The sequence below is a fragment of the Flavobacterium sp. 9 genome (assembly GCF_002754195.1).
In the GTDB taxonomy this organism is placed as follows: domain Bacteria; phylum Bacteroidota; class Bacteroidia; order Flavobacteriales; family Flavobacteriaceae; genus Flavobacterium.
In genome coordinates this window covers 1,368,040-1,382,299 of sequence record NZ_PEEU01000001.1, presented here as the reverse complement: position 1 = coordinate 1,382,299, position 14,260 = coordinate 1,368,040, and the positions used below count along the sequence as shown (strand labels likewise).

The following is a 14,260-nucleotide window of genomic DNA, read 5'->3' as shown; positions in this document are numbered from 1 at the left end:
ATTTTTAAGTTTTTAGAGATTTTATAAATGCTTTATAAAACTGTGCAAAATTATTTCGCTTCTAATCATAAAATAGCCACAAGAAGTTTTTTTTATATCACATAAATCTAATTATTAAATGAGGTAAATGTGTTTGTAATATTTACAACAAAATCTTTTGTGTATTTTCCCGTTGGATCTAAATCAGGATCCAGAATTGTTATTTCGAGTCCACTTAGTTTATCACTTTGAAATAAATAGGAGGTAAGTTCATTAAACTCATCATAAGTCAGGCCGTCCGGAGTTCTACTGTCTACGCATGGCATTATCGAATCGTTTAAAACATCGACATCGATATGAAGCCAAAACCCATCGAGATTTTTGCTCTTAACTTGTGAGAGAAATGATTGTACGCAATTTAAGATACTTTGTTTTCGCAGTGTTTGAAGGCTTATATAGGTTGCTGACGAGTTTTTGATTTGATCTTCGTATTCGTCATCATATTCGCGATTACCTACGCACCAGAGGTTTTCTTCTTTTATATAAGGAGATAAATTGAGGATATTGGTAAGTTTTTCGGGGCCGTTTCCGGTTACAATAGAAGCCGCCATTCCGCCAACGCCACCGGTTTCAGAAAGGGAAACATTCATAAAATCAGTATGTCCGTCGAGGTAAAATAATCCGTAATTGCCTTTTTGCTTTAATGCAATCGCTGGTCCTAAAAGTATACTGCAATCACCACCAAGTACAAAAGGAAATTTGTTTTGGCTCAATAGATTATTGATTAAATAAGCTTGTTCTCTGGCATAATCAACTAATGAATTTGCATTGAGAATATTGGTTTCAAGATCTCTGACACTTGAATATTTGGGAGGATCTAACCGTAGAATGTTTACAGGATTTATGGCTTTGTGCAAATTATTTTTCCACAACCAATCGGGTAGTTTTTTTACGCCGGGTTCTTTTCCGGGTTGAGGTTCTTTTAAACCTAAATTAGATGGAAACTCAACAATGCATATTTCTTTCATAGCCTGATTATTTAGTATAAAGTTATGAAAATAAAGACTATAGTTTTTTTGTTTGCCAAAAGGCATCTACGCAAAAATAACTTTTAGTATCAAATGAGTTCTTTTATTTTTATTCCAGCTTTTTAATGATTTGACTTGTGCCTTCTTGCAAACCTTTGTAGTAATCGCCTTTTTTTAATTCCGGAACTACATAAGTAGATATGATATCTTTCATTTCCTGATCACTCATTTTAGAGCGTATTTTATTAACTCCCTGAACTTGAATTTGTCTCAACTGTTTGCTAATGACAATTAAAACAGTTGTGTCTATATTTAATTTAGAAATTAAATACTTGTCTAAATCTAAAGAATAATCGTTTAGATCATTATATGGAGTTATTGAAGCTGTTGTTACAATCAGAATTTTATTTTTGGTTTTAGCTTCGTTTGATTTTAAAAATTCGCTTAAAGATTTGACCTGACTTGGAGTAAGTATTTTTTCAAAATCATTTACATAATCATATGATTTTTCAAAAATATTTGGTGATTCAGCTTTTGTTTGTGCAAATAAATGATGTGATAAAAAAAGGGAAATTGCTAAAAAGAACACTAATTTTTTCATGAAAGATTTGTTTTGGGCGCTGCAAAATTAATGCTTTATTATTAAAAATCAGTTTCTATATTGTTTCTATAATTAATTTTTATTTCTATATAATGATAAAAAAATCCGACTTGTTTTCGCAAATCGGATTTCGTTTTTTATTAAAAGTTAAGAAATGCAGTTTTTTAATTACTTCACTTTTTCTAAATCATTCAATTTCCAGCTTTGGTCATATAAGTTTGGTTTTGGACCATAAAAACGTGCCAGTATTTCGAACTTTCCTTTAGGATCTGTTGGAACCCAATTAGATTCACCACTTTCAGGCGGAGTTGGACCAAAGTAAAGATCTACAGAACCATCGCTGTTTGTTTTAAGTCCGGGTGTTTGTGAGGAACGTCCTGCCCATTTTGCATTTCGAATAAATGTGTGGGTTTCGCGATTGTAAACGGTCATGGACCAATATTGTTTTACGGGAACATTGGCAGGAACATTTACTTTATAAGTACTGTTTCCGTCCAGAGGTTTGCCTTCTTTATCTACTATTTGCATTAGATAATATTGTGATTCTCCAAGGTGTTTGGCACTAAAAAATGCGATCATATAACAGATTGCTCTATTGTCAATTGGATAAATTTCAGAGATAGAGTAGGTACTTTTTATACTCTTGATATTATCCTCGTCAGCAGGAAAAAACCAATGTGTTTCTTTGTAAAATGGCGCAGTTGATTCATAATTATATTCCAGCCATGCTTTTGCAGTTTTAACTGAATGTGCTAATATTTCTTTTGTACGAGCATCAGGATTAAATGGTTTACCTCTTTGAATTCCTATCGTTTTTAATGGACCTATCATTACACGATCTCTGTTAAGCCAAGGCTCAGACTGAACGATCTTATTTAATGTTTCGTAATAACTAAAATCAAAGGGGATGTTTGACTCATATACTTTGTCGCTGGCATCTATAAAAACAGTTGAAGGATTTTTTGAAGCTTCGCTCAATGGATAAACTTTAATTCGTTTAGAATATGCTACAGCAGTGGCAACATCGGCTGCGCTTCCGCTTTTTAATACAGAGCGTAATAATGCATAACCGCGATAAGTATCAGATTGCAAAGGAATATAACCCGCAGGTATTTTGGTTTTGTCGTAACCTGGAGGTAAAAACAGATATTTTCCTCCTTTGCCTTTATCCACGCCGCCGGGACCAACATCTTCAAGTGCATTTTGCCAGTAGGTCATAATACTTCCGTTGAAAACACCATTGTCAGCAGGCGGAATCTCAAGAACTACAGGTCCAACTTTTTCTGTATTGAAGAAAGGCATTAAATAAATAACATCAGGATTTGGTGTTAAGGTTTGATTTTTCCAATCTAATAGTTTTGGCCAGATAACAACCTGATTATAATCACCGTTTATTTTAGCCAAAGCATCATACATTAGCTGATAATTTACCCCTGGCATTCCCCAAATAGCAGCTTCAACACCACGTTGGTAAAGAATTTCTTCTTTGATATTGGCAGGTTTAAATGCATTAGTTACAGTATCTGCATTGTTTGTTTTTTCGGTATTTTCTGTAGTAGAGGTTTTATTGCAGGCTGTAAGCAACAGCACAGACAAAAAAGAAAGAAGAACTTTTTTCATAGTAGCAATTTATTAATGATTATAAATTTTATGATTTGATCTTTTCAGCCTTTAAATAAATTGACTGAGTGTAACAGAACTTCTATTCAGATTGGAATAAAGTTTGTTTGATTGTTCTTTTTGTGCTGATATAAAAGTTATTCAGGCGAAGATAAATCTGATTGAAGATCAGGCTTATAAGATAGTTAAATGTACGAAAAAAGATTAAATTTCAAAATATTTGTATGTATCTAATTGTATTACAGTATTTTGTTTTATCTCGTGTAGAATTGTATTCTTTAGAAGTTTTTTCAGAAGAGAATTATACGAAGTAAAAAAAATCCGACTTGCTTTCACAAATCGGATTTTGGATAATGTTATTTTAAAAGTGGAATCAAATGTTCCCATTTTAGTTGTTCTGCAAAATCTAATGCAGTTTTATCGCCATAAGTTTTTACATTTTTATCAGCACCTGATTCTAGTAGAACTTCGATAATAGAACTATTTCCGGCAATCGCTTCTCGATGTAAAAAAGTATATCCAGATTCATCTTGCGCTGTAAGTTCATTCGGATTTGATTTTATGAACTCAACAAGACTTTCTTTCATGTTTTTACTCATAGGATGTTCGACGACATTCTCTGGTTTTTCTTTTTGTTCATATACAACGAGAATATCATTAAAGTCACCAAAATTTAAACCCCATGCTTCGTCATGTTCTTCTCTTTCGGTTTCGCTCATTTCTGATCGCATAGCGTGTATCGTAAAACCTCCGTACGTTTTATCATCTGTAGCAAATAACCAGTCGCTAATTTGGTTTACCGGAATCTCGACATAATCACCATTAGCAACATTTGTTAATTCGTTTGGATCGTTTACTAAGATGCCTTTTATTTTTTCGCCATCAAAATTAATCTCATTTATCCACATGTGCTCAACTGCCGTATCATTATTTATTTCTTGTGTAAAGGCTAGTTTTACGCAAGCTACATTGAGTGCTGGAACTATTCGGCGATATTCCCATGATAATTCTCTCCAAAAATATTTAAAAGTTTCCTGTGCTTTTTTAAATGCCTCAATCATTTTAGGGCTTTCTCCGTCTGCAAAAAATATTGGTGTATTTTCCATTACATGTATTTTATGATAATTTTTTTATTAAGTAAATATAATTTTTTTACTACAAAACAGCCAACGATAATTGTCGATTTTAAGAATGTTTTATGTATTTATGGATCAGCACAAAAATTATTTTAACCGCAAAGCACGCAAAGGTTTTATATAACCGCAAAGTTCGCAAAGCTATATTGATAAAGCTTTGCGAACTTTGCGTTTAATGAGGGTAATCTATAACAAAAAATCTTTGCGCCCTTTGCGGTTAAATTCATCCTTAATTTTTATAGCTCCACAAGTTTTCGTATTGATCGGTGTTTATATCTCTTTTTTAATAACAAAAAAAAATCCGACTTGCTTTCACAAATCGGATTTTAAATTGAAAATAATATGTAACTCGTATCAATGTATTTACATCAATACAATATTTTTTACAAGTGAATTACTTCGCCGTAAGCATCAGCTACAGCTTCCATAACAGCCTCACTCATTGTAGGGTGAGGGTGAATAGATTTAAGGATTTCATGACCTGTAGTTTCAAGTTTACGAGCTACAACTGCTTCAGCAATCATATCTGTAACACCAGCACCAATCATGTGGCATCCTAACCATTCTCCGTATTTTGCATCGAAGATTACTTTTACGAATCCGTCTGGAGTTCCGGCAGCTTTTGCTTTTCCTGAAGCTGAGAATGGGAATTTACCAATTTTTAATTCGTATCCTTTTTCTTTAGCTTGTTTTTCAGTTAAACCTACAGAAGCGATTTCTGGAGTTGCGTAAGTACAACCAGGAACGTTTCCGTAATCGATTGGGTCTACGTGTAAACCAGCAATTTTCTCCACACAGTTAATTCCTTCAGCAGAAGCTACGTGAGCCAAAGCTTGTCCCGGAGTAACGTCTCCAATTGCATAATATCCAGGAATATTAGTTGCGTTGTAAGCGTTTACTAAGATTTTATCTCTGTCAACAGCGATTCCAACTTCTTCTAAACCGATGTTTTCAATGTTAGTTTTGATTCCAACTGCGGAAAGAACGATGTCAGCTTCAAGAACTTCTTCACCTTTTGCAGTTTTAACAAATGCTTTTACTCCCGCACCAGTTGTGTCAATACGCTCAACAGATGAGTTAGTCATAACTTTAATTCCGGCTTTTTTCAAAGAACGCTCAAATTGTTTTGAGATATCTTCGTCTTCTACAGGAACAACGTTTGGCATAAATTCTACAATAGTAACATCAGTTCCCATTGAGTTGTAGAAATGTGCAAATTCAACTCCAATAGCTCCAGAACCTACAATAATCATAGATTTTGGCTGTGTTGGTAAAGTCATTGCTTGTCTGTAACCAATTACTTTTACACCATCTTGTGGCAAGTTTGGTAACTCACGAGAGCGGGCTCCAGTTGCGATGATAATGTGATCAGCGCTATATTCAGTAACTTTATTATCTTTATCAGTAACGTCAAGTTTTTTACCTGGTTTTAGTTTTCCAAAACCTTCAATAACGTCAATTTTGTTTTTCTTCATTAAGAACTGAACTCCTTTGCTCATTCCTTCAGCAACACCGCGGCTACGTTGTACAACTGCAGGGAAATCTTTGTCAAATTCAGAAACTTTCAATCCGTAGTCAGAAGCATGTTTTAAGTAATCAAAAACCTGAGCTGATTTTAGTAATGCTTTTGTTGGGATACATCCCCAGTTTAAACATACACCACCAAGGTTTTCTTTTTCAACTACAGCTACTTTAAAGCCTAATTGTGAAGCTCTAATAGCTGTTACATATCCGCCAGGACCACTTCCTAAAACAATAACGTCGTATTTCATTTTTTTGGTTTTTAGTATTTAATACAGAAAATGAGGTTTATAATTCCGAAACTCTTTTCCGATTTGTTCTTTGTTATTTGTGATTGCGAATTTAAGGAATTATTTTAAAAAACACTTGAAATTTTATTTTTACCCACACTGATTTTGATCTTTTCACAGAGATTGTGCGAATTGTGAATTGTTAATTATCAATTATTAATTTAAAATTATGTTTTTTACTCTAAATCTGCAAAATAAAACTTTCATTAACAAAGCAAAGTCGAAGACCTTTCGTAGTGAAAAGTTCTTCGACTTTGCTCAATGTAGCATTCCGTTGAATTAACAATTAATAATTAACAATTAAACCTTAACGTGTCCCCAGTTTTCTCCGCTGGCAATACGTCTTATTTGCATTTCGCTTACGCCAAATTGTTTCGCGATCATTTTTAGACGCGTTTTTTGTTCCGGACGGGCGAGGATTTTTTTGATCAACATCACTTTTGTTGTTGTCAATTTTCTTCCGTCAGCTTTTAAGTTGTGTTCAATAAGGTTCTTTTTTGCCTGAATAACACGCGGACTTTTACGGCTGTGTTCCATCATTTCGGCTTTTGTCGCCCAACGTAAGTTTTTTTCATCATCGTTACTTCGGTTGTAATCGAGATGTAATACGTAAGTTTGTTCTTCTGATTTTTTCGGAAGGAAATATTGGGCAACTAATTTGTATAAAAAGAGATATTTATTGACAATTTTGTCGTCTTTTTTTACTTTAAATCTAAAAGTTGGATATCCATCACTTAATCCGCCTTTTAAGAGACGGCCGTTTTCAATTTCATCAGTAAAGCTTATTAATCGGCCTCTGTTTGAAATGGCATAACGTAGTTGTAATGAAGCATTTATTTCTATTTCTTTGAACTGTTCGTTGGGATAAAATCTGTTTTGTGGCATTTTCTTTTACATTTGAATTCTGTATCTCAAAGATAAAGAATTCAATAAAAAAGACTGCTATAGTGCTGGTTACGAAGAGCCACATTTATGATTCTTATAACGCTAATTTAACTTTTTTAAGAACTTTTTTAGCATTTCAAATCTCAGTTAGCGACTGAAAATTGCGAATCGTATAGATTTTTGTAGTATCCGTCGATTTTATTGAGCAATTCGTGGTGCGTTCCCTGTTCTGCAATCAAACCTTTATCCATAACCACAATTTTGTCTGCATTTACAATCGTAGCCAATCTGTGTGCAATTATAATCGAAGTTCTTCCTTTTGTGATTGTTTCGGTTGCACGTTGAATCAATTCTTCAGAATAAGTATCAATTGAAGACGTAGCTTCATCCAAAATCAAAATACTTGGATTACTCACATATGAACGTAAAAAGGCGATCAATTGTCGTTGTCCTGACGAAAGCATTACACCACGTTCTTTTACATCAAAATCATAATTATCCGGAAGACTCATTATAAAATCGTGTACGCCAATTTTTTTGGCAGCATTCAAAACATGTTCGCGTGTAATCTCAGGATTGTGCAAAGTAATATTGTTGTAAATTGTATCGGCAAACAAAAAAACATCTTGTAAAACCACAGCAATTTGTTTTCGTAAAGAAGCCAAAGTATAATTCTCAATATTATGACCGTCGATAAAAATAGTACCACTATTAATTTCGTAAAAACGATTCAGTAAATTAATAATAGTCGATTTTCCGGCTCCAGTCGAACCTACAATAGCGATAGTTTGCCCTGAATCAACCGATAAATCAATTCCTTTTATAACTTCTTCTTCGGGAATATAACTAAAGCGAACATCTTTAAATTCGATGCTTCCATCAAAAATTGGCGCTTCAATAGTTCCTGTATCCTGAATATGATCCTGAGTATCAATAATATCAAAAACACGATTGGCAGCAATCATTCCTAATTGCATCTCGTTGAACTTATCCGCAATCTGACGCAATGGATTAAACAACATTCCAATAAACATAGTATAAGAGAATAAATCTCCGAAAGTCGTAAAATGATCGCCGTTCAGGATTTTAAATCCACCGTAAACGACAACTAATCCTAAAGTAATAGACGAAATAATATCGGCAATTGGGAAAAAGATCGAGTTATAAAGAATTGTTTTTATCCAGGCAACTCTGTGTTTATCATTGATAACTCTAAAATTTTCGGCTTCAATTTTCTCACGATTAAAAAGCTGAACAATCTTCATTCCGGTAACGCGTTCTTGTACAAACGAGTTCATGTTTGCAATTTGCGTACGAACTTCCTCAAAAGCAACTTGCATTTTACGCTGGAAAATTCGGGTAATGTAAACCAAAATTGGCATTGCAACAACGACAATCCACGTCAGTTTCCAATTCATATAAAACATAAAAATCAAAACAACCAACATTTTCATCAAGTCACTTATAATCATAAATAAACCTTGGCTGAAAATACGTGCAATCGATTCAATGTCAGATACTGATCTGGTAACCAATTGTCCGACCGGAACCAAATCAAAATATTTCATTCTAAAACTCAGAATATGTTTGAAAAGTTTGGTTCTGATATCCTTTACAATATCCTGCCCAAGCCAGTTTGCCCAAAACACAAAATAGAACTGAGAGAAAACTTCGCATAAAAGTACAACGCCCATCAATATAATGTACATCAATAAACCATGCTTATCATGCGTCTTGATATAGCCGTCGACCGTTTCTTTTAATAAATAAGGACGAAGTGCCGCAAAAATCGAAAGCGAAACGGCAAAAATGATAACGCCATAATAGCGCCATTTATAAGGTTTAGTATATTTTAAGATTCGTTTGAATAATCCGGTATCAAATGCTTTTGCTTTCATTTTTATTTTATGGAGCTATTCCTGCTTTTCGTTACAATCTTTTTTGTTTTTAAAGAAAAAACAAAAAAGGATTTTCACTTCAATCAGGGCTATTTTATGATGTAATCGTAATAAATTTCGGTTAAATATAATCCGTGTGCCGGAACCGAGAATCCGGCTTTTTCTCTGCTTTTACTCGCAATAATGCTTTCCAGATCATTCAGAGAAATTTTATGTAAACCAATATTCACCAAAGTTCCCACGATGGCGCGAACCATATTTCGTAAAAAACGATTCGCCGAAATCGTAAAAACTAGTTTGTTATTTTCTTGTTTCCAATAAGCTTCAAAAATCGTGCAATCAAAAGTATTTACATCTGTATTGACTTTCGAAAAACATTGAAAATCGGTATGATTCAGTAATATTTTCGCGGCTTCATTCATCAAAGCTACGTCTAATTTTTGGTTAAAATACCAACTCAATTCCTCCGAAAATGGATTTTTAACAGTATTGATATGATATTCATACGTTCTTTTAGTAGCGTCAAATCTGCAATGTGCGTCATCATGAACCAATATAATATCAAAAATCGCAATGTCTTTTGGTAAATACGAATTCAGTTTGTGTACTAAAGTCGGAACATCAATAGGATTTTCAAAATCAAAATGCCCGTACATTTCCTGCGCGTGAACACCAGTATCAGTTCTTCCTGCACCCATTATATTAATAGGAGCATTTAATAAAACCGAAAAAGCTTTGTTTAAAGTTTCCTGAACAGAAGAAGCGTTGGGCTGAAATTGCCAGCCATGATAATGTGTTCCGTTATAAGCAAATTGAATAAAATATCTCAAGGTGAAGGTTCAAAGGTTCTAAGATGCAAAGGTACAAAGGTTTTTTTTAAAAGTTGCTAAGGTTCTGAGATGCTAAGATGCTAAGATTTTTTTCTTTACAGGTTTAAGGTTTTTTTCTCGCAACGTATATATTGTAGAGACGCACTGCAGTGCGTCTAACACAATGGGATAACATCTTTTACGAATATTATTGTAACCTTTTTTACGGAAAACCTCAAAAATCTAATAGAAAAACTGGTATTTTTCTTTACAACTCAATTTCAAAAATTTGAAAAGAGAAACTTAGTTCCTTAGCATCTCAGAATCTCAGAACCTTGTCAAAAAACTGTTAAAACCAAAAATACCAATCATAGTTTACCCAACAAAAAATCGTGTCAGAAATTGACAATTCACACGATTTAATCAAACCTTTTTTTTAACATTTTTTGGAGAAAATTGGCAAAAGTTAATTTTTAAAATATTTCATTTTAACAGGAAGTATTTCTACTATGTTTGTAGTCTAAATATCAAAACTATGAATGAAATTACTTCTTACTGGTGGATAATTCTAATCTTATTCTCCATTATTTTTTACAAATTTATTTTACGCGTTTTCTTCGGAATGGTAATGGTTCCAGAGGATAAAATTGGTTTAGTGACCAAAAAATTCGTTTTGTTTGGTGCAGACAAGTCACTTCCTGATGGTCGTATTATTGCGACAAAAGGAGAAGCAGGTTATCAGGCAAAAACGCTTGCTCCAGGTTTGTACTGGGGAATGTGGATTTGGCAATATTCAATTGATATGACGGGATTTACAGTTATTCCCGAAGGGAAAATTGGACTTGTTTTAAGTAAAGACGGACAGGAAATTCCAACTGGTAGAATCCTGGCTAGAAAGGTAGACAGTGATAACTTTCAGGATGCTACTTTTTTCTTAGACAATGGCGGACAAAAAGGACGTCAAACTGCATTTATTACCACTGGTTCGTATCGTATTAATACGTTCTTATTCGAGATTGTAATTGCAGATCAAATTAAGATTTATGAGAACATGATTGGGATCGTAACGGCTCTTGATGGAGAACCAATTCCACAAGGACAAATTGCCGGAAAATTTGTTGAAGGTCATAATAACTTTCAGGATTTTGATAAGTTCCTGGATACTGGTGGAAATCGTGGTTTGCAGCCTCAGGTAATGTTGGCAGGATCATATTACATTAATACGTGGGGAATACAAATCGAGCAAAACCCAATGACTGATGTGCCAATTGGTTATGTTGGTGTTGTGATTTCGTATATTGGTGAAGACGGACAAGATGTTACAGGAGATACTTTTAAACACGGAAATATTGTTTCGAAAGGACAACGTGGTGTTTGGATGGAACCACTTGGTCCGGGAAAATATGCATTGAATAAATATACAACTAAGTTAGAAGCTGTTCCAACAACAAACTTAGTTTTGAACTGGGCAAATGCGAGAAGTGAATCACATGATTTAGATAAAAATCTTTCGACAATTACAGTTCGTTCAAAAGATGGTTTCCCGTTTAATCTGGACGTAGCTCAGATTATACACGTTCCTGCTGCCGAAGCGCCAAAAGTAATTGCACGTTTTGGAAGCATGAACAACTTGGTTTCTCAGGTTTTAGAACCTACAATTGGTAACTATTTCAGAAACTCGGCACAAGATAGCGATGTAATTTCTTTCCTTAGTACAAGAAAAGAACGTCAGGAATCGGCTAAAAATCATATTAAATTAGTACTTGACGAATATAACGTAAATGCTGTTGATACTTTGATTGGAGATATCGTTCCGCCAGATTCATTGATGAAAACTTTAACAGATAGAAAACTTGCCGAAGAAGAGCAAAAAACGTATCAAACTCAAAGAATGGCGCAAGAACAACGTCAGGGAATGGAGAAAGAAACGGCGATTGCAGATATGCAAAAAGAGATCGTTCGAGCTTCGCAAAGTGTTGAGATCGCACAACGTACTGCAGATGCAACGGTTAAGAAAGCAGAAGGTGATGCAAGCAGTTTAAAACTGAATGTAAACGCTGAAGCCGAAGCAACAAAAATGCGTGCAAATGCAGAAGCCGAAGCTACAAAAGCAAGAGCAGGAGCACAGGCAGAAGCTACGAAACTAAACGCAAGCGCAGAAGCAGAAAGAATTTCTAAAACAGGTTTGGCTGAAGCGGAAAAAATTATGGCAATTGGTAAATCTACTGCAGAATCATACCAACTTCAGGTTAGTGCAATGGGTGGTGATAACTTTACCAGATATAAAGTAACGGAAGAAATTGGTAAAGGAAACATCAAAGTAATTCCAGATGTTTTAATTTCCGGAAACGGTGGTTCTGATGGATCAATCAGTGGTTTGTTAGGTTTGAAACTAATGGAAATGATGGATACAAAAGATTCTAAAGATGTTAAGAATCCTAAGAAACAGTAATTGTTAATAGGTGTTAAACGTTAGATTTCAAATGTGAAGATGTGAAAAAACGCATCTAACATTAAATATGAAAATCCGATTCGCTTTCGCAAATCGGATTTTTTATGTAAAAAAAACTTAGAATCTTAGCAACTTAGAACCTTAGCATCTTTAAAAAAAACCTTTGTACCTTTGAACCTCTGAAACTTTGCCCCTCAAGAAAAATGAAAAAAATCCTCTTACTTTCCGATACTCACAGTCATATTGACGATACTATTTTAAAATATGTTAATCAGGCCGATGAGGTTTGGCATGCTGGAGATATTGGTGATTTGAATGTTACGGATACTATAAAAAAGCTTAAACCTTTGCGTTGCGTTTACGGAAATATAGATGATGCACAAGCAAGATTAGAATTCCCTTTGCATAACAGGTTTTTATGCGAAAATGTTTCAGTTTGGATTACTCATATTGGTGGTTATCCTGGTAAATATAATCCTGCAATAAGAGAGGAAATGGCTTTGAATCCACCTAAATTATTTATTTGCGGACATTCACATATTCTGAAAGTGATTTTTGATAAGAAAAACAATTTACTGCATATGAATCCTGGGGCGGCTGGAAAAAGTGGTTTTCACCAAGTTCGCACAATGCTTAGGTTTGTAATTGACGATGATAAAATTAAGGATCTCGACATTATTGAAATAGGAAAGAAGTAAGGTTTAATTGATACGGTACAAATGTTGTTTTGATCGCGCATTTTGTTGGATAAATAGTAGGTAGAATTAAAACTATAAAAATATTGAATAAAGATTTTAGAATCTAATTAAGCATTAATCAAGTTGTTTTTAAGAGCATATTTTACAAGACCAATTGTATTTTTGGTTTGTAGTTTTCTCATAATATTTTTTCGATGCGTTTCAACAGTATTGGTACTTATAAAAAGATATTCACCAATTTCTTTTCCGCTATATTCAAGTGAAATCAAAGTAATTATTTCTATTTCTCTTGGGCTTAAAGTATGACTTTCAGTGTGGATTTTCTTATTTAATTCAGAATGGTTTTGCGTGAAGCTGTTGAATATTTTTTCTCTTACAGCATTACAAAAATAATCCTGACCTTGATGAACGGCTTTAATTGTTTCGATGATATTTTGACCCGCACATTTTTTTGTGAGATAACCGTTAACACCTAGTTTTATGGTATCTTTTATGCTTTTTAGATCATCATAACTGGACAGAATAATTACTTTGCAGCGAACATCTTTTTCGTTGAGTTCTTTTAAAACTTCAATGCCATCTTTTTTAGGCATGTTAATATCCATAACCAGAATACGGGCATTATTTTGTATAATATCCTCATAAATAGTCGAACTATCATTAGAACTACCTACAACCTCAAAATCTTCGATTGTATCTAATAAGTTAGTCAAGCCATCAATGAGTATTTGATGATCATCAGCAAGATGGATTCTTATTTTGTTCATCATTTGTGTTTGTTGAGATTTGTAACAAACTTAAAAAGGAATGATGTTTTACATGGGTCTTTATAAGGTTAATTTATATCATTATAAGCTATAAAAATAAGGCACAAAAAAACCCGAATATAAAATTCGGGTTCTCTTCGCACAAAAAAATTAAGTTTATAGGTTTACCTCAAACGGTCTACAGATTTTACAAGATCTTCATCCTTCTTGATGGCCTTATTAGCTAAAACTAATAACACGATAGCAACAATAGGTAGAAACATCCCAATACCTTTCTCTGAAACAACAGTTTCTCCAGATAAATTTAGAGATCGATATACAAATAATCCTAATAAAATTAAATTTAATATTATGTTCAGTCTGTTCATCACAAACTGATTTTGTCTTTTCTTATATGATATAATACTAACAATAGTAAGCATTGTACTTAGACCTAATAAAATGGTATAAAATTGGTCCTGCATAAAATAAAATGGCTTACCGTTTAATGTCCATAGCGGTATAAAAAACAATAACACTGCTGTAATTATAAAGGTAAGAATTAAATATACGGTCTGAATTCTTTGTATCATGATC

The 14,260-nt window shown here is 33.7% G+C and carries 12 protein-coding genes; 2 read left to right on the top strand and 10 right to left on the bottom strand.

Features of this window, described 5'->3' with window-relative positions; genetic code table 11:
• Positions 1–107: 107 nt before the first annotated feature.
• From CLU81_RS04915 to truA, 8 genes are all read right to left on the bottom strand, one after another.
• The gene (locus tag CLU81_RS04915; RefSeq protein ID WP_099712672.1) at positions 108–1,007 is read right to left on the bottom strand and encodes an arginase family protein; all 900 of its coding nucleotides are present in this window, start codon (positions 1,005–1,007) and stop codon (positions 108–110) included.
• 109 nt (positions 1,008–1,116) lie between these two features.
• On the bottom strand, positions 1,117–1,608 hold the full coding sequence (locus tag CLU81_RS04910) for a YgcG family protein (protein WP_099708806.1): 492 nt from the start codon (positions 1,606–1,608) through the stop codon (positions 1,117–1,119).
• A 168-nt stretch (positions 1,609–1,776) separates the two neighbouring features.
• Positions 1,777–3,228, bottom strand: coding sequence for a DUF1254 domain-containing protein (locus tag CLU81_RS04905; RefSeq protein ID WP_099708805.1), 1,452 nt, complete (start codon positions 3,226–3,228; stop codon positions 1,777–1,779).
• 356 nt (positions 3,229–3,584) lie between these two features.
• A complete protein-coding gene (locus tag CLU81_RS04895) occupies positions 3,585–4,334 on the bottom strand; it encodes a DUF2314 domain-containing protein (RefSeq protein ID WP_099708803.1) in 750 nt (249 codons plus the stop codon).
• Positions 4,335–4,747: 413 nt separating this feature from the next.
• Positions 4,748–6,136, bottom strand: coding sequence for a dihydrolipoyl dehydrogenase (gene lpdA, locus CLU81_RS04890; protein ID WP_017496030.1), 1,389 nt, complete (start codon positions 6,134–6,136; stop codon positions 4,748–4,750).
• 339 nt (positions 6,137–6,475) lie between these two features.
• On the bottom strand, positions 6,476–7,060 hold the full coding sequence (locus CLU81_RS04885; RefSeq protein ID WP_099708802.1) for an NUMOD4 domain-containing protein: 585 nt from the start codon (positions 7,058–7,060) through the stop codon (positions 6,476–6,478).
• 143 nt (positions 7,061–7,203) lie between these two features.
• The gene (locus tag CLU81_RS04880; protein ID WP_099708801.1) at positions 7,204–8,958 is read right to left on the bottom strand and encodes an ABC transporter ATP-binding protein; all 1,755 of its coding nucleotides are present in this window, start codon (positions 8,956–8,958) and stop codon (positions 7,204–7,206) included.
• Positions 8,959–9,047: 89 nt separating this feature from the next.
• Positions 9,048–9,788 (bottom strand): tRNA pseudouridine(38-40) synthase TruA, encoded by a 741-nt coding sequence (gene truA / locus CLU81_RS04875; RefSeq protein WP_099708800.1) that lies wholly within the window; start codon positions 9,786–9,788, stop codon positions 9,048–9,050.
• 514 nt (positions 9,789–10,302) lie between these two features.
• Between truA and CLU81_RS04870 the strand changes: the two genes are divergently transcribed.
• On the top strand, positions 10,303–12,219 hold the full coding sequence (locus CLU81_RS04870) for an SPFH domain-containing protein (protein ID WP_099708799.1): 1,917 nt from the start codon (positions 10,303–10,305) through the stop codon (positions 12,217–12,219).
• Between the two features lie 203 nt (positions 12,220–12,422).
• Complete coding sequence (locus CLU81_RS04865) at positions 12,423–12,917, top strand: metallophosphoesterase (RefSeq protein WP_099708798.1); 495 nt, start codon at positions 12,423–12,425, stop codon at positions 12,915–12,917.
• Positions 12,918–13,024: 107 nt separating this feature from the next.
• On the opposite strand, the gene CLU81_RS04860 is transcribed toward CLU81_RS04865, so the two are convergent.
• Positions 13,025–13,687, bottom strand: coding sequence for a response regulator transcription factor (locus CLU81_RS04860; RefSeq protein WP_099708797.1), 663 nt, complete (start codon positions 13,685–13,687; stop codon positions 13,025–13,027).
• 161 nt (positions 13,688–13,848) lie between these two features.
• Positions 13,849–14,256 (bottom strand): DUF4293 domain-containing protein, encoded by a 408-nt coding sequence (locus tag CLU81_RS04855; RefSeq protein WP_099708796.1) that lies wholly within the window; start codon positions 14,254–14,256, stop codon positions 13,849–13,851.
• Positions 14,257–14,260 lie beyond the last annotated feature (4 nt).